The sequence below is a fragment of the Pseudaminobacter soli (ex Zhang et al. 2022) genome, assembly GCF_014595955.1.
In the GTDB taxonomy this organism is placed as follows: Bacteria; Pseudomonadota; Alphaproteobacteria; order Rhizobiales; family Rhizobiaceae; genus Kumtagia; species Kumtagia pseudosoli.
On record NZ_JABVCF010000021.1, the window covers coordinates 42,083 to 61,393 of the forward strand.

At 63.9% G+C, this 19,311-nt stretch carries 17 protein-coding genes, 1 tRNA gene and 2 pseudogenes; 8 read left to right on the plus strand and 12 right to left on the minus strand.

Annotated features, from left to right (window positions below):
* Positions 1–162 precede the first annotated feature (162 nt).
* The 7 genes from HUI96_RS26810 to HUI96_RS26840 all read right to left on the minus strand — a co-directional run bounded on the left by HUI96_RS26810 (position 163) and on the right by HUI96_RS26840 (position 5,346).
* The gene (locus HUI96_RS26810) at positions 163–345 is read right to left on the minus strand and encodes a DUF3606 domain-containing protein (RefSeq protein ID WP_188257768.1); all 183 of its coding nucleotides are present in this window, start codon (positions 343–345) and stop codon (positions 163–165) included.
* Positions 346–427: 82 nt separating this feature from the next.
* On the minus strand, positions 428–1,087 hold the full coding sequence (locus HUI96_RS26815) for an isoprenylcysteine carboxylmethyltransferase family protein (protein WP_188257769.1): 660 nt from the start codon (positions 1,085–1,087) through the stop codon (positions 428–430).
* A gap of 141 nt (positions 1,088–1,228) precedes the next feature.
* Positions 1,229–1,315 (minus strand) — tRNA-Leu (locus HUI96_RS26820).
* Positions 1,316–1,412: 97 nt separating this feature from the next.
* Positions 1,413–2,015: a thioesterase domain-containing protein gene (locus HUI96_RS26825; protein ID WP_188257770.1), complete on the minus strand. Its 603-nt coding sequence runs from the start codon at positions 2,013–2,015 to the stop codon at positions 1,413–1,415.
* 253 nt (positions 2,016–2,268) lie between these two features.
* Positions 2,269–3,777: a tripartite tricarboxylate transporter permease gene (locus HUI96_RS26830; protein WP_188257771.1), complete on the minus strand. Its 1,509-nt coding sequence runs from the start codon at positions 3,775–3,777 to the stop codon at positions 2,269–2,271.
* A 6-nt stretch (positions 3,778–3,783) separates the two neighbouring features.
* Positions 3,784–4,245, minus strand: coding sequence for a tripartite tricarboxylate transporter TctB family protein (locus HUI96_RS26835; protein ID WP_188257772.1), 462 nt, complete (start codon positions 4,243–4,245; stop codon positions 3,784–3,786).
* A 123-nt stretch (positions 4,246–4,368) separates the two neighbouring features.
* Positions 4,369–5,346, minus strand: a complete 978-nt coding sequence (locus tag HUI96_RS26840) for a tripartite tricarboxylate transporter substrate-binding protein (protein WP_188257773.1) — start codon at positions 5,344–5,346, stop codon at positions 4,369–4,371.
* 204 nt (positions 5,347–5,550) lie between these two features.
* Here HUI96_RS26840 and HUI96_RS26845 point away from each other — a divergent pair, with 204 nt between their 5' ends.
* The 3 genes and pseudogenes from HUI96_RS26845 to HUI96_RS29700 form a co-directional block, all read left to right on the plus strand.
* The gene (locus HUI96_RS26845) at positions 5,551–6,591 is read left to right on the plus strand and encodes a zinc-dependent alcohol dehydrogenase family protein (RefSeq protein ID WP_188257774.1); all 1,041 of its coding nucleotides are present in this window, start codon (positions 5,551–5,553) and stop codon (positions 6,589–6,591) included.
* Between the two features lie 110 nt (positions 6,592–6,701).
* Positions 6,702–6,941 carry a hypothetical protein gene (locus tag HUI96_RS30370; RefSeq protein WP_210320338.1) on the plus strand — a complete coding sequence of 80 codons (240 nt, stop codon included), beginning with the start codon at positions 6,702–6,704 and terminating at the stop codon, positions 6,939–6,941.
* Positions 6,932–7,313, plus strand: a pseudogene (locus HUI96_RS29700) (adenine deaminase C-terminal domain-containing protein); the annotation flags it as partial. The gene HUI96_RS30370 and the pseudogene HUI96_RS29700, both read left to right, overlap by 10 nt.
* 13 nt (positions 7,314–7,326) lie before the next feature.
* Here HUI96_RS29700 and HUI96_RS26855 read toward each other — a convergent pair.
* A pseudogene (locus tag HUI96_RS26855) lies at positions 7,327–8,480 on the minus strand (alpha/beta hydrolase).
* Positions 8,481–8,552: 72 nt separating this feature from the next.
* Entirely contained in the window at positions 8,553–10,010 is a 1,458-nt protein-coding gene (locus HUI96_RS26860) for a potassium transporter TrkG (protein WP_188257775.1), read from the minus strand.
* A gap of 140 nt (positions 10,011–10,150) precedes the next feature.
* On the opposite strand from HUI96_RS26860, the gene HUI96_RS26865 reads away from it, so the two are divergent.
* From HUI96_RS26865 to HUI96_RS26885, 5 genes are all read left to right on the plus strand, one after another.
* The gene (locus HUI96_RS26865; RefSeq protein ID WP_188257776.1) at positions 10,151–10,699 is read left to right on the plus strand and encodes a DUF1697 domain-containing protein; all 549 of its coding nucleotides are present in this window, start codon (positions 10,151–10,153) and stop codon (positions 10,697–10,699) included.
* Between the two features lie 331 nt (positions 10,700–11,030).
* The gene (locus tag HUI96_RS26870) at positions 11,031–12,488 is read left to right on the plus strand and encodes a DEAD/DEAH box helicase (protein WP_337918656.1); all 1,458 of its coding nucleotides are present in this window, start codon (positions 11,031–11,033) and stop codon (positions 12,486–12,488) included.
* A 109-nt stretch (positions 12,489–12,597) separates the two neighbouring features.
* Positions 12,598–13,797, plus strand: coding sequence for an MFS transporter (locus HUI96_RS26875; protein ID WP_188257777.1), 1,200 nt, complete (start codon positions 12,598–12,600; stop codon positions 13,795–13,797).
* Positions 13,798–13,995: 198 nt separating this feature from the next.
* A complete protein-coding gene (locus HUI96_RS26880) occupies positions 13,996–15,027 on the plus strand; it encodes a cysteine synthase A (RefSeq protein WP_188257778.1) in 1,032 nt (343 codons plus the stop codon).
* Between the two features lie 2 nt (positions 15,028–15,029).
* Positions 15,030–15,770, plus strand: a complete 741-nt coding sequence (locus HUI96_RS26885) for an alanyl-tRNA editing protein (protein WP_188257779.1) — start codon at positions 15,030–15,032, stop codon at positions 15,768–15,770.
* A 20-nt stretch (positions 15,771–15,790) separates the two neighbouring features.
* Here the strand turns inward: HUI96_RS26885 and HUI96_RS29705 are convergent, their stop codons facing one another.
* The 3 genes from HUI96_RS29705 to parE all read right to left on the minus strand — a co-directional run bounded on the left by HUI96_RS29705 (position 15,791) and on the right by parE (position 19,227).
* Entirely contained in the window at positions 15,791–16,111 is a 321-nt protein-coding gene (locus tag HUI96_RS29705; protein WP_188257780.1) for an antibiotic biosynthesis monooxygenase, read from the minus strand.
* A gap of 64 nt (positions 16,112–16,175) precedes the next feature.
* A complete protein-coding gene (locus tag HUI96_RS26895) occupies positions 16,176–17,081 on the minus strand; it encodes a bestrophin family protein (protein ID WP_188257781.1) in 906 nt (301 codons plus the stop codon).
* Between the two features lie 94 nt (positions 17,082–17,175).
* The gene (parE, locus tag HUI96_RS26900) at positions 17,176–19,227 is read right to left on the minus strand and encodes a DNA topoisomerase IV subunit B (RefSeq protein ID WP_188257782.1); all 2,052 of its coding nucleotides are present in this window, start codon (positions 19,225–19,227) and stop codon (positions 17,176–17,178) included.
* Between the last annotated feature and the right edge of the window lie 84 nt (positions 19,228–19,311).

Genomic DNA, 19,311 nt, shown 5'->3' on the forward strand with positions numbered 1-19,311 from the left:
ACCCCGCCAGGCCAAGGCCGTGGCGGGGTTGAGCTACGGCATTCGGAGGAAAGCCCCAGCCTGGGGCTCGTATTGTCGGCTGGTGCTACCCTCCGGCCCTCTCCGAGGAGGACGTAATCGCATAAACCGCCCGCGGGCGTGCGGCTTTGCGCGTAATCAATTTCAGGAGAGCTTTTTTGCCTCCCGTATCAGCGTCTCGCGATCGTTTCCGTGTCTGGCGATGAGATCGCGGGCCTGCTCGATGCTGATGCCGGCCTCCTGCGCGAAATAGCGGATCTCGTAATCCTCGTCGCCCGCCACGCGGCTGCGGTCCCGGTTGCCCTGCTTGCTCTTGTCGTCTGCCATGATGCTCTCCCTGTCAGTAGGAGGAAATCGAGAACCGGGCTGCTTTGTTCCTTGATGGGATCACGTTTCGTTCTGCCCCGCCCTAATAGAACCCGGGTATGAGCCGTGACGTACGAGCACAGTACTCGTCGTATTCCCGACCGAACTGCGTCCGCAGCAGCCGTTCTTCCGCATTGATGCGCGCGAGCAGCGGCGGGATGAGCAGTACCGCCAGCAGCACGCCCAAGCCCGACCGGAAGGCGAGGGCCCAGCCCAGTGCACTGACCAGCAGCCCGAGATAGCTGGGGTGACGGATGATGCCGTAGACGTCGCTTGTGACCAGCCGGTGCCCGGGCTGGATGGCGACCAGCCCGCTGAAGCGGTGGCCGAGCACAAAGACCGGCCACAGCCTGAGCGCACCGCCTGCTGTGTAGAGGACGACGCCCAACCAGCGGACGGCGTCGCCGTCGATGGTCCAGAAATCCACGCGGTCCGTATAGGCGGGCAGCCAGGCGCTCAGCAGTCCAATGATCCCGAAGACGACGAGTACCCATCGGTTCCCCCGATCCTCCCGCTCGCCCGAGCTCAAATTGCCGCTGCTGAGGAGCGCCACGCCAGCCATGACGATGGTCGCGAGCGCGAGGACAGTTCTGGCCGGATTGGAAAAGAAGGCGGAAATGCCACCCCAGCCGAGCACGGCCAGTCCGAGATAGGCAATCGTCGAAACGATCGTTAAGACCGCCAATCTTGGTGTGACCGCCACGGCGACACCGCTCCTTAGGGGGCGATCTATACTACGTCAGCGGACCGGCCGAACCACTGAATGCAAACGAGCGCGGCGCATAACACTGTTCCGGCGAGCGCCTTGATCTTTTCTGGTCTAGGCTACGTGTCGAGCCAATTCTGGTGCGGGCGACGGGGATCGAACCCGTAAGCCATTGTAGGCGGCAGATTTTAAGTCTGCTGAGTTTACCAGTTTCTCCACGCCCGCGCGCCGCAACTGGTAAAGCACCAGGGGCTAAACGCCAAGCCCGAGTCTTCATTCACGAATGTGGGGGCCGGCTTGGCTAGCTGGGCGGTCCGGATGCCTACGATTCCGGGAGCGTGGCCACGGTCTGCTTTTCTGCCGGCTTACCGAGGCAGGCCGCTTCGCCCGGGGGCGGAGCGCTCATGCGCACGCGTCCATCACCGATCAGCGCGTTCTGCACATAGCGGAGCGCGGCCGGCTCCTTGGACACGCCCAGATGGTCGTGGCGACCGTCCGGCGAAAGCTTCGACCAGTCGACCTGTTCGATCTCGCCGGTGAAGGCCTTGCCGGGCTGCAAGCGCGTCGACATCCTCAATGGACCGGCGGCGCCGTACATATCGATGACACGACGGACATTGCACGCGACCGGAGCCGGCTTGTAGGCCTCGAAGGCGAGCAGCGTCTGGACCGGTATGCCGGCGCTGCGCAGCCTCTCCGCGAAGCGCGTCGCTGCTTCGCCACCCATGGAATAGCCGGCGACGGCCACCGGCACCTCCGCCGCGCCGGGCTGGGCGAGCAGGTCGTCCGCGGCCGCGCGCCAGTAGGCCGGGTTGTAGACCTCCGCCCTGATGCCGGAGGCGCGGATATTCTGGGTGAGCGTGTACATGCCGCTGCGCGCCACCGTGTCGCCCATCGGCGTCAATCCTGCAAAGAGGTAGACCACGCCGTTTTCAGAGAATGGCGGGTTCGGTAGGCCGCCCGTGGGCGTCACCTCGCTGGAGACGCAACCGGCGGGAACCCCAAGCAGCAAGGCCAAGCATAAGGAACGCGCTACAGACCAAATCGACACAGAGCCCTCGAAGCGATGCTGTCTATCCCCAGTGGACTTTGTAGAAGGTTGCCGACGCACCCTCGATCATGGCGGATCGCCCTGTGCTTTCACCGGCATCCCTGATCAACGACTGAATTCCCGGAGCTCAATCTTCCTCCACAAAAACCTCATCGCGCTTCTTCCGAACGGCGGGCAAGAGAACGACGACCAAGACCGCCACAGCTATAGCCAACAGGGCGGCGCTGATCGGCCGTGTGACGAATGTCGAGGGGTCGCCGCGCGAGAGGATCATCGCTCGCCTGAGATTTTCCTCCAGGAGAGGCCCGAGCACGAAGCCGAGCAGGAGCGGCGCCGGCTCGCAGCGAAGCTTGGCCAGCACGTATCCAAGCAGGCCGAAGAAGGAGACGGCGAAAAGGTCGTAGACATTGGAGTTCACGCTGTAGACCCCGATCGAGCAGAAGGCCATGATGATCGGGAAGAGGACGTAATAGGGCACTGTGAGCAGCTTCACCCATAGGCCGATCAGCGGCAGGTTGAGCACGATCAGCATCAGATTGCCGATCCACATTGAGGCGATGACGCCCCAGAACAGCGCTGGCTGCTCGGTGGCGACGTTCGGGCCGGGCACGATGCCCTGGATGATCATCGCGCCGATCATCAACGCCATAACCGGATTGGCCGGAATGCCGAGGGTGAGCATCGGGATGAATGAAGTCTGGGCGCCGGCGTTGTTGGCTGACTCCGGCCCGGCCACCCCTGCAATCGCGCCCTTGCCGAATTCGTCCGGACGATCGGAGACGCGCTTCTCGACTGTGTAGGAGGCGAAGGAGGCAAGGATCGCGCCGCCTCCGGGCAGGATGCCGAGCGCCGAGCCGATTGCGGTGCCCCGCAGGATCGGCGCCGTCATGCGGCGAAAATCCTCCCTTGTCGGCATCAGTCCGCTTACCTTCCGGATCAGCACGTCGCGAGTATGCTCGTTCTCCAGGTTGCGGAGGATCTCGGCTATGCCGAACACCCCCACCGCCACCGCAACAAAGTTGAGGCCGTCGGCATATTCGCGGATGCCGAGCGTGAAGCGCGGCGTGCCCGAGTAGATGTCGGTTCCGACGAGCCCGAGCAGCAGTCCAAGCACGACCATCGCCAGCGCCTTGATGACGGAGCCGTGGGCGAGAGCGATGGAGGAGACGAGGCCCACCACCATCAGAGAGAAATACTCGGCGGCCCCGAATTCGAGTGCAATCGCGGTGAGCGGCGGGGCGAAGATCGCCACGAGGAACGTCGACACGGTTCCGGCAAAGAAGGAGCCTATCGCCGCGACTGCGAGCGCGACGCCGGCCCGGCCGTTGCGCGCCATCTGGTAGCCGTCGATCGCGGTGACGGCGGAGGAAGATTCGCCAGGCATGTTGATCAGGATGGCGGTGGTCGAGCCGCCGTACTGCGCGCCGTAGTAGATGCCGGCGAGCATGATGAGTGCCGATACAGGATCGCCGATCTGGAAGGTGATCGGCAGGAGCATGGCGATCGTTGCCGTCGCGCCGATGCCGGGGAGCACCCCGATGAGCGTCCCGAGTAGCACGCCGATCAGGCAGAAGCCGAGATTGGCCAGCGTCGAAGCGGTCGCAAAGCCAAGGCCGAGATTGCTGAAGAGTTCCATCGTCGGTCAGAACCTCAACCAGGGGCCGAAACGCTGAAAGGGCAGGTTGAGCCCGTAGCTGAACACCGCGACGGAAAACACGGTAAGAATCAAGGAAAGTACCAGAGCCATTGTGATCGTCATGCGGCGGCTGGCGAAGGAAGCGACCAGCGCAGCGAGAAAGATCGCGGGCACGAAGCCGAGTCCCCGCACCGTGAGACCGAACAGGATCGGCGCCGGCAGGAGTAGGAGCATGCCGCGCCATGCGAGCGGGCCCGCCGGCTCGCCCTCCACGCGGGTCGCCTGGATCAGCACGATCAGGCCGAGCAGAACAAGGATGCCCGACAGCAGCATGGGGAAGTAGCCGGGTCCCATGCGGAAGGCCGTGCCCATCTCCAGGTCCAGGGACTGGATCATGAAGAACAGGCCGGCCGCGATGAAGAGCGCCCCGCAGAGCGCATTGGTGCGGTCGAAGGTCAGTTTGCCCATGTGCGATGGTGGCCCGTTCGGCTCCCACGCCGGCCTCTTCGGGGACTATCCCGCGCCTCCCTGACGAGAGGCAGTCGTGGCCGGAGTGGGCGTTGCGCTATTTTTGCAGGCTTTGGACCGTGTTCAGTCCGCGTACTGGCCGGCAGCCTCGATGATCGGCTTCCAGCGTCCGATCTCGCTTTCCAGCTTGGCCTTCAGCGCCGCAGGCGTCGCGTCCGACTCGGGCGAAGGCTTTGTCCCGAGTTCTGCGAACCGATCGATGACGTTCTGGTCCTTGAGCGCGACCTGCAACGATTTCGAGAGCCGGTCCATCACCTCCGCCGGAGTGCCCTTCGGCGCATAGAGACCGTGCCAGATCGAGACCTGAACCTGCGGCAGACCGCCCTCGACGACGCTCGGTACGTCGGGAAGAACCTCAAGCCGCTCGACCGTAGTCACGGCATAGGCCTTGATGGTGCCGCCCTGGATCTGCTTGGTCGTGTTCGTGGTCTGGTCGCACATGATGTCGACCTGGCCGCCGAGCAGATCGGTCATCGCCGGGCCGGTGCCCTTGTAGGGGACGGTGACCAGCGGCGTTTCGATGGCGCTCATGAACAGCATGCCACAGAGATGGGACGCCGCGCCGATGCCGGCGTTCGCCACGGTGACGCTGTCCTTGTTGGCCTTGGCATAGTCGACCAGGCTCTTCAGATCGGCGGGCTCCAGATCCTTGCGGCCGACGATCGTCATCGGCACTTCGGTGACCAGGCCGGCATATTCGAAGGCATTCAGCGTGTCGTAGGCGAGCTTGCGGTAGAGCGTGGCGCTGGTGGCCATGCCGATATGGTGCAGGAGCAGCGTATAGCCGTCCGGGTCGGCGCCGGCGACGCGGCCGGCACCCAGAGTGCCGCCCGCGCCACCCACGTTTTCCACCACGATCTGCTGGCCGAGATCCTTCGACATCGCCTCCGCGACCAGGCGGGTCACCGTATCCGTCGGTCCGCCGGCGGAGAACGGCACGACGACCGTGATCGTCCGCTCAGGATAGGTCTGAGCCTCCGAAACTTGAGGCGCGATGACCAGCGCGGCGGCGACCGCGAGCGATTTCAACAGGCTTTTCATCCGATTTCCTCCCAAGGTCTGTTGCCGCGCGGACGTCGGCAGTCCCCCGTCGTCCCGCTTTCGGCTCGGCCATATTAGATAAGGCACTGGATTTGATTGCAACCGGTACCGCATGGGAAAGCCCTGACTTATCCTGGGGATCGGTCACATTGTGCCGTGCGCCCGCGGACGATATGGTCGCGCAACCGCAAATGATGGTCACCGATGAGAGCCGTAGTCTACGAACAGTTCGAAACCCCGCCGAGCGTCAAGACCGTTCCGGATCCGACACCTGCTCCGCACGGCGTGGTGGTGAAGGTCGAGGCGACGGGCCTCTGCCGCAGCGACTGGCACGGCTGGATGGGGCATGATTCGGATGTCGTGCTGCCGCACGTGCCGGGACACGAACTCGCCGGTACCGTGGCCGCGATCGGCAGCCAGGTCACGCGCTGGAAGGTAGGAGACCGAGTAACGGCGCCGTTCGTGTGCGGCTGTGGCCATTGCTTCGAGTGCAATTCCGGAAACCACCAGGTCTGCGAAAGGCAGTTCCAGCCGGGCTTCACCGCCTGGGGCTCGTTTGCGGAGTACGTCGCGCTCGACTTCGCCGACACCAACCTGGTCCGCCTGCCGGACGATCTCGACTTCGCCACCGCGGCCAGCCTCGGCTGCCGATTCGTCACCTCCTTCCGCGCCATCGTCGACCAGGGGCGGGTCCTGCCCGGCGAATGGGTCGCGGTGCATGGCTGTGGCGGGGTAGGGCTCTCCGCCATCATGATCGCGACTGCCATGGGGGCGAACGTCGTGGCGGTCGACCTGACCGAAGAGAAACTCGCCTTCGCCAGGGATATGGGCGCGGTCCACACCATCAACGCCGCGGAAACGGACAATGTCCCGCGCGCAGTGAAACAACTCACGCAGGGCGGGGCTCACGTCTCGATCGACGCGCTCGGCCATCCCGTGACCTGCTACAACTCGATCTCAAACCTTCGTCGCCGCGGGCGCCACGTGCAGGTCGGCCTGATGCTCGGCGACCATACCGACGCCAAGGTGCCGATGGCGCGCATCATCGCGCATGAACTGGAAATCCTCGGCAGCCACGGCATGCAGGCCTTCCGCTACAAGGCGATGATGGACATGATCGCGACTGGCAAGCTGAAGCCGCAGAAGCTGGTCGGGCGGAATATCTCCCTCGACGAGGCACCGGCCGCCCTGATGGCGATGGACCGGTTTGAAGGGACGGGCATCAGCGTCATCACCAGCTTCTAGCCGCTAGTTCTGCCCATACCCCCGACTTGATCATTATGGGTGGGCCTGGAGGCTGGCCAAAGCCTCCGGGCCTTGGCACATTCACCGCATCGTTCAGGAGCCGTGTTCCGATGGCCAACAAGCCGACGCCGCGTTTCGAGAAGCCGAAGCCTTTGGCCGAAATCGCGCCTCTGCTGGTCGTTGTCGCGACCGGGCGAAAGCCTGCTGATCTCGTCGTTCGCAACGGCCGGTGGGTGAATGTGCATTCCGGCGAGATCATCCCGGGAATCGACCTTGCGATCGCGATCGTGGGCGGACGCTTCGCCTATTGCGGCCCGGATGCGAGCCACGCCATCGGCTCGGCTACATGAAGGACTGCGCCATGGCCTCGACCGTGGCACATGACAGCCATCACATGATTGTCGTCGGCACCAACAAGGCCGACATGGCACAGGCGGCGAATAGGCTGGGCGAGGTCGTCGGAGGCGTCGTGCTGGTCTCGCAGGGCAGGGAACTCGCACTGGTCGAGATGCCGATTGCCGGCCTGATGTCGGACGAACGGGCAGAGATCGTGGCAGAGAAGGCGAGCACCTCACCCAGGCCATGCGCGAGATGGCTGCACGCTGAACAACGCCTACATGCAGCATTCGCTGCTGACGCTGGTGGTCATCCCGGAATTGCGGATCTCCGACGTCGGCCTGGTTGACGTGCGGGCGTTCCAAAAGGTCGATCTGTTCGTCTGAACCGCTCGAGGGCCTATTGGCCCACCGCTACCCTGAGGACATTGATCGGCGTGGTGATCACGATCTCGGCGGCGGAGGCGACGGTTCCGGTGATGTTGGCGGTCATGCGGTCCATCTGCTCCTGCGGTGACGCGAGATCGTCCGTGCGTCTCAGCCGCTCGCCGAGAATCTTGATGAGTACAGGATTGTCGGCGAACTTGGTATGATTGAGGGCGTCGCCCGCCTCCACCTTGGACAGGTCGACGACCACGACGCCCAGCTTGGCGAGGTCGGCGGAATCTGCATAGTCCCCCACGCGCGGCTTCTTCCCAGCGATAAAACCTGACAGGCGCAGGGCGCGGTCATCCCCAGAAACGAGAAGGTAGAAGGGTTTGTCCGGCACGCCATAGCGCGCCATCTGCGACTTGAACACGTCCACGTCGATGTCCGGGGAGGCGAGGACGACATCGCCTAGCCGCTTGTCGATGTCGCGGTTGCCGGTGATCGCGAGTTGCCGGAACGTCTCCATGGTGACCCAGTTGCCCATGGAGTGCGCGATGATGTCGATGCGCTTCGCGCCGGCCTTGGCTACCGACCTGATCGTCTCTTCCAGCGCATCGCGCGCGGCCGTCGCGCTGTTGGTGTCGTAGACATAGTCGACGGTGCGCCCGGCGGAAGCCCAGGTGAACAGCACCGGGGTGCCTGGGTAACCCGCGTCATACACGATCTGGGTCATCCTGTATACAGCGCCGTCAAAGGCGGTGTTGTAGCCATGAACGAAGATCAGCGCCCGGCCGCCGCTACGCTTGATGTCGGCACGCAGCGCATCGGTGAACTGCTGCTCGCCGGCGTAAAGTTCGAGTGACTCGGCCACGAAGACCTTGGCCGCGTCGGCCTTCGCGCCCTTCTTGCGCCGTTCTATCTCTCCCGCCTTGTGGGTCGCCGGTACGGTGAGGGAGACCGAAGCGAAGTGGGGCCAGGAGAACGACCGCCGGAGAATACCTCCAGCGGCTGATCGGACCGCGCGCGCGTCGTGGCGACGAAGACACGATGGCGACCGGCGATCTGGCTGTCCCTAGCGGCGACCCTCTCCGCTGTAAGCAGTTCCACCGGGTACTGGCTGACACAGCCGGAAAGCATCGCGACGAGCAGCATCGCGACCAGGCTTCTCAGATGGCGCACGGCCATGACCCTCTCCGGTGCGTGCCGACCTCTTCGTCCCCAATCCACGGCTGGCCTCTCAGCGTACCGGGAGAACAGTCAGCGAGTCCAGAATGCAGGTGTAAACAACACGAGCACTGCGAGTATTTCCAGCCGCCCAAGCAGCATCAGGAACGACAGGATCCACTTCGACGAGTCCGGCAGGCTGGAGAAGTTGCCGGCGGGACCGATGATCGGCCCGAGGCCCGGACCCACGTTCGTCATTGCCGTGAGGGCTCCGGTCGTGGCCGTGATGAGATCGAGTCCCGTTGCGCCGAGCAGTATCGTCCCGATCGCCCATATGACGAGGAAGGAGGAGATGAAGAGCACGATGGCACGCTGCATGTCCGGATCGATCGTGCGATCTCCATAGCGAACCGGCTGAACGCTGTTCGGGTAGATCAATCGCCTCAGGCCGTTCGACAGCAGCTCGAAAAGGATCAGGAAACGGTAGGCCTTGATGCCGCCCGTCGTCGATCCCGAACAGCCGCCCAGGAAAGTCGCGACGAAGATGCAGGCCACCGCGAACGGCCCCCATGTTGCATAGTCGTCGCTTGCGAAGCCTGTCGTGGTGATGATCGAGACGAAGTTGAACGCCGACTGCGTAAGGGCTTGGAAGAACGGCATGTCGAAGTGCACGCGCAGATAGATCGCGATCGCGACGGTGAAGACGATGCAATATCCGGCAAACAGACGGATCTGCGGATCCCTCAGTGCATCCAGGCGCCCGCGCACGGCGAAAAGGATCAGGATCGAGAACGGCAGCCCGCCGATGAACATGAATACGATGGCGGTCCAGAGGATACCGGGCATATCGGTGTAGCGCACGAATGAGGTGTCGTGCGTCGACATCCCGCCCGTCGCCAGCGTGGACATCGCATGGTTGACGGCGTCGAAGCCGTTCATACCTGCGGCCGTGTAGAGGATGGCGCAGGTCACCACCAGGCCGGTGTAGATAGCGATCATACTGATCGTGAAGGTCTGAAAGCGCTCGAACGGTCGATCCTCGATGTCCGAGGATTCAATCTTGAAATAGTTCACCCCACCGACGTTGAGGTAGGGCAGGAAGAACAATCCCAGGGCGATAACGCCGAGACCGCCCATGAAGGTGAGCAGCGAGCGCCAGAGGAGAAGCCCAGGCGGTGCAGTATCCAGGCCGTTGATGACGGTGCTGCCGGTGGTCGTGATGCCCGACACCGATTCGAAGAAGGCGTCGGCGATGCTCATGTCGATGGAAGCTGCGACGAAGGGGACGGCTCCGGCGATGGCCAGCGTGAACCAGAGCAGGTTGACGAGAAAGAAGGCGAAGCGGGTGGTGACCTGTGGCGGGCGACCTTGCGTCGACATCGCCACGGCCAGCGAGAAGGCACCCATGAACAGGGCGGAGAAGGCGAACACCCGCCAGTCAGGATTGCCGAAATAGAGGTCGATCGCCGCTGGAAACAGCATCGCCAGGGACAGGTAGATCGCAAACACCGCCGCAATGTGGACTGCGGCACGGACGGCGGCTCTATTCACGAAATGCGTGTCCTAGCATCGGATGCGATGGCGAGGCGGATGCCCGCGCCATTGGCGGCGCGACAGTGGCTGGGTGAGCCCGAATATGCAATAGCGGCAGGTGGCGCTCCAAAGAATTTGGAACGTGGAGAGCACACGGAATGAGCGACAAGACCGTCTACATCCTCCTGTTCCGCGGGGTCGGGGGCAAGACTCAGCTGCCCACTGCGCCGCTTCGCGAGGCGCTCTCCGCCGCCGGCTTCGAGAATGTCGCGACCTACATCAACAGCGGCAATGCGGTCGTGCGGACGTCGCTCGGCCGGGACGAGGTGATCTCCTCGGTTGCGCAGATCTGCCGCGACAAGTTCGGCTTCACCAAAGCAATTCACGCGCCCACCCTCGAGGAGTGGACCGACCTTATTGCGAAAAACCCGTTCCCGCATGCCGTCGCCGTTCCAAAGTTCCTGCACGCCGCCGTGCTTGCCGAGGGGCCTGCAGAAGAAAGCATCGAGGCGGTGCAAGCTTTTGCAGCCGATGGTGAAGGTTTCGCTGTGATTGGCAAGGTCGCCTATATCCACACGCCCGACGGCTTCGGCACTTCGAAGCTCGCCGAGAAGTTCGACAGGCTGATCGGCGTGGAGAACACCGCGCGAAACTGGAATTCGGTGCTGAAGCTGCGGGACTTGGCGGAAAAGGCGGCCTCAGGCTGAGCTCCGCAGAAAGGGGGTCTGAGGCCTCCGCACCACTTCTTAGACATTGCTGCAATGCAGATAGCCGGGGTTGCATTCGCTTCCCCGATCATCCATATGCGGCGCGACAGGCGCATGGGCCGCGAGTTGGCGGCTTTCCCGATCGGAGGGGACTGGTTGCGTCTAAGGCTCTCCTTACCCGCGTATTGCGGGAGGAAGCTAAGCCCCGCGAAATCTGAAGCGCGGGCACGACAGCGCAGCCGTGCGGGCCTGTTTTCTTCCCGCCGTCTTGTTGTTTCACGATTCCTTGCTCATGGCGGGTTGCGCCCCGTTGCGGGCACTTCGCGGCTGCATGCCGCACGAAAGAAGAAAAACATTGCAAACTGAAAATCCGGCAAAGCTCGAAGGCTTTGCATCCCTGGGAATTACCGGCGCGTTGCTGAAGGCCACGGAGGCCGCCGGCTTCGACAGCCCGAAGCCGATCCAGATCAAGGCGATTCCGCCCCAGATCGAAGGCCGCGACATCCTGGGTGTTGCGCAGACCGGCTCGGGCAAGACCGCGGCCTACACGCTGCCGATCCTCTCCAGTATCGCGGCGCTCGGTACGAAGCGGCTTCCCCGTACTGCACGCGCGCTAATCCTGGCGCCGACCCGCGAACTCGCCGTCCAGATCGAGGAGACGATCCGTCTTCTGTCGAAGGGAACGCACATCTCCACCGCGCTGGTGCTTGGCGGCGTGTCGCGCTTCAGCCAGGTCAAGCGTATGGCGCCGGGCGTCGACATCCTGATCGCCACCCCCGGGCGCCTCACCGACCTCGTCCGCGAAGGCGAGGTGAAGTTGCACGAGACACGCTGGCTGGTTCTCGACGAAGCCGACCGCATGCTCGACATGGGCTTCATAAACGACGTGCGCCGCATCGCCGGCGCCACGCATCGCGACCGCCAGACCGCATTCTTTTCCGCCACCATGCCGTCTGAGATCGAGTCGCTTGCCCGCTCGATCCTGAAGGATCCGGTGCATGTCGAGGTGGCGCCGCAGGGTACCACGGCGGCCGAGATCCGGCAGAGCGTCGTGCTGGCCAGGCTGAAGCAGAAGCGCAAGGTGCTGGCCACAATGCTCGCCGATCCGGCGATGTCTTCCGTCATGGTCTTCGCCCGCACCAAGCACGGCGCCGACCGCGTGGTGCGCGACCTTGAGCGCGACGGCTTCAGTGCTGCGGTCATCCACGGCAACAAGTCGCAGAACGCCCGCCAGAAGGCCCTCAACGGTTTTCGTGATGGCTCGGTGCGCATCCTAGTCGCAACCGATATCGCGGCGCGCGGCATCGACGTCCCCGGCATCTCGCATGTAGTGAACTTCGACCTTCCGGACGAGGCGGAGACCTATGTCCACCGCATCGGCCGGACCGGTCGCAATGGTGCGGATGGTGTCGCGCTGACCCTCGTCGACCCGAACGAGAACGCCAAGCTGCGGGCCGTGGAGCGGATCATCCGCATGAAGCTGCCGGTCGCGGCCGATCATCTTGGCGAGCCGGACCCGCAGGGCGAGCCGCGTATTCGCCAGGCAGAGTCGGACAGGGAACATGCGCAGCAACCGCGCGAGCACCATCGCGCCGGACGGCCGGGCGGGCCGGCAAAGCCGCGGCAAGGCTTTGGCAAGAAGCCGTTCTCCGCAAACAAGGAGGGCGGAAAGCGCTTTTCTGACAAGCCGCAGGGCGCCAAGCGTTTTGCCGAGCAGCCAGCGGGCGAGAATCGCGCTCCCGGCAAGAAGCGGCCCTTCCGCCGCCGCGGCCAGCAGAACGCCGCCTGACAAGCATCTGGGCCGAACGAGTATTGGTTTGGTCCAATTGCCTGAGGAGGAAAGTTGAATTACGGCGGCTGGAGCCACGGCTCCGGCCGTTTCTGTTCAAGGACAGTTCATGGCCGGAATATCGGCGCTCGCGGTCGCCTATGTACTCAGCCAGTTCTACCGCTCGTTTCTTGCGGTGCTGACGCCTGTGCTTGGTGTTGAACTCGGCGTCACCAAGGCCGATTTATCGATCGCCTCCGGCGCTTTCTATCTGACCTTCGCGCTTTCCCAGTTTCCGATCGGCGTCGCTCTGGACCGGATCGGCCCCCGCAAGACGGTAGCCATTGTTCTCGCGCTCGGAGCCGGCGGCGGCACCTTGCTGTTCGCGCTTGCGACCGGGCCCTGGATGATCGTCGCGGCGACTGCCCTGACCGGGATCGGATGCGGACCCGTGCTGATGGCCGCCCTCTTCATCTTCGCGCGCCTCTATTCTCCGGCTCGCTTCGCCATGCTTGCGTCCTGGCTGGTCGCGTTCGGGACGGCAGGCAACGTCATCGGCACCGCGCCGCTCGCCTACGCCGAGCAGGCATTCGGCTGGCGTGCGACAATGGCTGGACTGTGCCTGGTGACGCTCGCTGTCGCTGCCGCTTTGTACATCCTCGTCCGCGATCCGGAACGCCAGTGCTCCGAGTCGGCGCAGCCGGCAGGTTTTTCCGGTTACGCGGAACTGCTCCGCATGCCAGTGCTGTGGGCGATTTTGCCATTGATGACGTTTGCCTATGCTCCGTCGATAGGAATCCGCGGGCTGTGGGCCGGACCCTATCTTGCGGACGTGTTTGCAGCCGATGTCCTGGGAATTGGCCGCGTCACCTTCTTCATGGCGCTCGCCATGGTGGCCGGCTCGTTCATCTACGGGCCGCTCGATCAGTTCTTCGGTACGCGTAAATGGGTCGCTGTCGGCGGGACGATGCTCAGCATGGTCTCGATCCTGGCGCTGGGCGCTTTCCCCGACGATTCGGTGACCGCCTCGACCGTCCTGCTGATGCTGGTTGGGCTCGCAGGCGCCAGCTACGGTTTGCTCATGGCGCATGGCCGTGCGTTTCTGCCGTCCCATCTCATCGGGCGCGGCGTGACGCTGATGAACTTCTTTGCGATCGGCGGCGTCGCCCTGATGCAGTTCGCAACCGGCTGGGTGGTGACCAGCAGCATGGTGCCGGAGGCGCCTGAAGCGGCCTACCGCGCGCTCTTCCTGTTCATTGGGGCTGTCCTGGGCGCATCGCTGTTGATCTACCTGTTCTCACGCGACGCTAAGCCGGACACCGTCTCCTGAGCCTTGGCGCCAAGCCGATCGGCTGAACGGGGTTCGGTTGGAAAATTCGTCCACGCCAAGCCCATTCGCCAGAACAGCCATCGTTGAATGTCAGGGCGGTCTCTGGCAGGAAAGCGGTCGCGTGCGGCGCAATCGCCGCTGCTTCGCCTAAATCGCAACCGGGGCGAGTGAGCGCCGGTCGACAACAGGAAACGTCCAATGCTTGGTTCGGTGATCGACGCGATCGGCAACACGCCGCTTATTCGTCTGCGGCGCGCATCGGAGGAAACCGGCTGCGAAATCCTCGGCAAGGCCGAATTCATGAACCCCGGCCAGTCGGTGAAGGACCGGGCCGGCCTCTTCATCATCCGTGATGCCGAGAAGCGGGGCTTGCTGCGTCCGGGCGGCGTGATCGTCGAAGGCACCGCCGGCAACACCGGCATCGGCCTCACCGTCGTCGCCAAGGCGCTCGGCTACAGGACCGTAATCGTCATCCCAGACACCCAGAGCCAGGAGAAGAAGGACGCGCTGCGCGTGCTCGGCGCCGAACTCATCGAAGTGCCCGCCGTTCCGTACAAGAACCCGAACAACTACGTGAAGGTGTCCGGGCGCCTCGCCGAGCAGCTTGCGCGCACCGAGCCGAACGGTGCGATCTGGGCCAACCAGTTCGACAACATCGCCAATCGCGACGGCCACATCCGAACGACCGCCGAGGAGATCTGGACCGGCACGCAGGGCAAGGTGGACGGCTTCGTTTCGGCAGTCGGGACCGGCGGCACGCTGGCGGGTGTTGCCATGGGACTGAAGGCGAAGCGCAAGGACGTGAAGATCGCCCTCGCCGATCCGCTGGGGGCAGCCTTGTACAGCTTCTATACCACCGGCGAACTCAAGGCCGAGGGCAGTTCGATCACCGAAGGAATCGGGCAGGGCAGGATCACCGCCAATCTGGACGGCTTCACGCCCGACTTCTCGTTCCAGATCCCGGACGAGGAGGCGCTGCCGATCGTGTTCGATCTGGTGCAGGAGGAGGGGCTCTGCCTCGGCGGGTCGACCGGCATCAACATCGCCGGTGCGATCCGGCTGGCGCGCGAACTCGGGCCGGGCCACACCATAGTCACCGTCCTCGCCGACTATGGCACTCGCTATCAGTCGAAGATGTTCAATCCGTCCTTCCTGCGCAGCAAGAACCTGCCGGTGCCTGAGTGGATGGACCGCACGCCCGAAATCTCCGTGCCCTACGAGCAGGTTTGACGATGACTGAGGGCACGGGGGCGCTCTTCCGCGAGGATGCCTATCTCCAGGAGACCGAGGCGCGCGTCATCGGAGTGAACGAGCGCGGCGGCATCCTGCTTGACCGTACTGTGTTCTACGCCACCTCCGGCGGCCAGCCCGGCGATACGGGCTATATTGTTCGGCCGGATGGCGGCCGCATCGCCATCGCGACGACGGTCACCGGCGAGACCAAGGACGAGATCATCCACGTTCCTGCTCCAGACCAGAGCCTGCCGGAGCCCGGCGAAATGGTCCGGGTCGTGATCGACTGGCCGCGGCGTCTTCAGTTGATGCGCATGCATACGGCCTGCCATCTGCTCACCGTGGTCTGTCCCTTCCCGATCACCGGCGCTGCTGTCGGCGAGGCGGAGAGCAGGGTGGATTTCGACATCCCGGATCCGAGCTACACGAAGGAACTGGTCAGCGAGCGGCTGATGCAACTGATCGCTGCCGACCACCCGGTCTTCACTCGCTGGATTACCGACGAAGATCTCGCCGCCAATCCAAACCTGGTGAAGTCGAAGAACGTGCGACCCCCGTCCGGAACTGGCCGCATCCGCCTGGTTGGCATTGGCGAGAACGGGTCGGTGGACAGCCAGCCGTGCGGCGGCACGCATGTACGCTCGACCGCTGAGGTCGGCGCGATCCACATCGGCAAGATCGAGAAGAAGGGCCGCGAGAACCGCCGTTTTCGCATCCGTTTCGGCCCGCTGCCGCAGTAGCCCCGAACCGGGAGCGCGGATCAGCCGTAGTTCCGGGTCTGACGCACTTCGTGATGGGTCGACCGCTCGTCCCACCTCTTCAGGATCTTGCGCGCCTCGGCGGGCACATAGGCTGCTTCGTAGTCCGGACCCTGGAAGTCGATTACGTTCTCCAGTGAATCGAAGCTCATGATCGTCGTGAACTGCACTTCCTCGCCGTTGTCGCGCCTCAGCAACTCGATCGCGCGATAGCCGGGGATCTTCTTGGCCTCGATGCCGGGAAAGACGAAGCTGTCCAGGAGCCGCTCATAAGCGTCGGCATTCTCTTGGGTGGTGTAGCCGTTCCAGATGCGCTTGATCATCGCGTTTGACCCTCGTCATTTGGGCGTAGCGACTGCAGGCGGCTCGCTTTTTGCGCCAATCCTCTCAGGAGAAGAAATAGTTCTTCGCCGGCAGCATCGGCGGCGCTGGCTCGCCGAGAGCCTCGAGCACTGAAATCTCGCAGACCCGGCACAGTCCGTCGAGGGCCAGATCGTTTGCCTCCGTCCCGAACGGATCCTCCAACTCCTCCGACAACGCGTCGAGACCGAAAAAAGTGTAGGCAAGCAGCGCGGTGAACAGCGGCGTCGCCCAGCCGGTCGTCGAGACCAGCCCGAAGGGCAGCAGAAGACAGACGATATGGGCCGTGCGCTGAAGCAGCAGCGTGTAGGCGAAGGGCAGCGGCGTGCCGGCGATCCGCTCGCAACCAGCCTGTATCGCCGCGATCGAAGCGAGGCGCTCGTCGAGGATGCGAAAGCCGATCGGGTCGAGCGCTCCGCTCCGGCTGGCTGATGCGATCTGCCGGCCCATGCTCCGGACCAGTTCGTCGGGTTTGTTGAGAAACCCGGCGAGGCTGTCGGCGTCTTTCCCGATGAAGGTCCTCGCATCTGTCGTGGCGTCGATGCGGCGAAGCTGCCCGCGTAGCATGTGGCAGAAGGCGAGGGCGTTCATCAGCAGCGCCCGGTGCTCGTCGCGATCGACGATCAGAGCCGTCGCTGCGCGCGAAAAATTGCGGATGTCGTAGACGAGTTGGCCCCACAGTTTTCGAGCCTCCCACCAGCGATCGTAGGCGGCGTTGTTGCGGAAGCCGAGATAGATGGAGAGCGTCACCGCGAGCAGGCCGAACGGCGCGATGTTGAAGCTGCTCATGTCGAGCGCGAAGTACGAGACGGCGGCGACGATGAGAGCGGCGTAGAGCGCGAAGCCGACGATATGCGGCAGGATGCGCGGGACGATCGATCCGCGCATCACGAAAAAGAGCTGAAAAATGTTCGGCCGGGGACGGACGATCATGGAATTTCAGTGCGTCTTTTGAAGCTCGTCCGCGACGGAAGGTTGATTGTTGCCGATAAGGTGCTGGCTCGCCCGCAGGCGCAAAGTCGCCACCTCAGATGTCCAACTCTTCCGTATGCGCAAACTCGGCGCGCTCCTGGATGAAGCGGAAGCGCAACTCGGCCTTTGTGCCCATCAGTGCCTCGACCGCTGATTTGGTGGCATCCTCCTCGTCGATCACCTCGACCCTGAGCAGCGTGCGCTTCTTGGGGTCCATCGTGGTTTCCTTGAGCTGGGCGGCCATCATCTCGCCAAGACCCTTGAACCGGCCGATCTCGATCTTGCCGCGCCCGGTGAACTCGGTCCGCAGAAGCTCGTCCTTGTGGGCGTCGTTGCGGGCATACAGCACCTTGCCGCCCTGGCTGATGCGGTAGAGCGGGGGAACCGCCAAATAAAGGTGGTTGCCGCGGATGAGCTGCGGCATCTCCTGGTAGAAGAAGGTGATGAGCAGCGAGGCGATGTGCGCACCGTCCACGTCCGCGTCGGTCATGATGATCACGCGGTCGTAGCGGAGATCCTCCTCGCGGTAGCGCGTGCGCGTGCCGCAGCCGAGCGCCTGTATCAGGTCGGCAATGGTCTGGTTCGCCGCGAGCTTGTCGCTGCCTGCACTGGCAACGTTGAGGATTTTTCCTCGCAGCGGCAGCACCGCCTGCGACTGGCGGTCGCGCGCCTGCTTGGCCGAGCCGCCCGCCGAGTCGCCTTCTACGATGAAGATCTCGGCGCCTGCAGCGGCGTTCTGGGTGCAGTCAGCGAGCTTCCCGGGCAGGCGCAGCTTGCGCACGGCGCTCTTGCGACTGACTTCCTTTTCCTGACGGCGGCGCAGGCGCTCGTCGGCGCGCGCGATCACCCAGTCGAGCAGTTTTGAGGATTCCTGCGGATTGTCGGCGAGCCAGTGGTCGAAGGCGTCGCGCACGGCCGACTCGACGATGCGGATCGCCTCGGCGGTAGCGAGCCGGTCCTTGGTCTGGCCAACGAACTCCGGCTCTCGGATAAAGACCGAGAGCATGCCTGCCGCGGAGATCATCACGTCCTCGGGCGTGACCACCGCCGCCCGCTTGTTGCCGACCAGATCGGCATAGGCCTTGAGGCCGCGGGTCAGAACCGAGCGGAAGCCGGCTTCGTGGGTTCCGCCCTCAGGGGTCGGAATGGTGTTGCAGTAGGAATTGAGGAACCCGTCGCCGCCGTACCAGGTCACCGCCCATTCGATCGAGCCGTGACCGCCCTGGCGCTCGCTTTTTCCAGCGAAGACCTCACGGGTCACCTGGAACTCGTCGCCGAGTGAGGCGACCAGATAGTCCTTCAGGCCTCCGGGAAAGTGGAAGACGGCTTTGTCCGGTGTCTTGTCCTTGTCGGCAATGAGTTCGGGCGCGCACGACCAGCGGATTTCGACGCCACCGAAGAGGTAGGCCTTGGACCGCGCCATGCGGTAGATGCGCGCCGGCTCGAACTTCGCGCCCTCGCCGAAGATTTGCGCATCTGGATGGAAGCGCGTGCGGGTGCCGCGGCGGTTCTGCACGTCGCCGAGTAGTTCCAGCCCGCCCTGCGGCACACCGCGCGAAAAGCGCTGGCGATAGAGCTTTCGGCCGCGGGCGACCTCGACCTCGAGGTGGTCGGAGAGCGCGTTCACCACCGAAACGCCGACGCCGTGCAGGCCGCCGGACGTCTCATACACCTTGGAGTCGAACTTGCCGCCGGCGTGCAGCGTGGTCATGATGACTTCGAGCGCCGACTTGTCCTTGAATTTCGGATGCGGGTCGACAGGGATACCGCGGCCGTTGTCGGTCACCGTCAGGAAGCCGTCGGCCGAAAGCTCGACCTCGATGAATGTGGCGTGCCCGGCTACGGCCTCGTCCATCGAGTTGTCGATGACTTCCGCGAACAGATGGTGCAGCGCCTTCTCGTCGGTGCCGCCGATATACATGCCCGGCCGCCGGCGGACGGGCTCGAGGCCCTCGAGAACCTCGATGTGGCTGGCGTCATAGGATTCGCTGCTGTCCCTTGCGGCGACGCTCTTCTTCGCAGCCTGCACAATCGGGTCGGCCGTCCGCGCGGGGCGCGGAGCCGATGGACTGATCGAGTCAAAGAGATCGTTGCTATTGTCGTCCATGAGGCCTTCAGTGATGATTCGGCAGGTGCGATATTTGCACGAAAAGCAACGGCGATGACACCGGTTCGCGATTCGTTCGCGAGG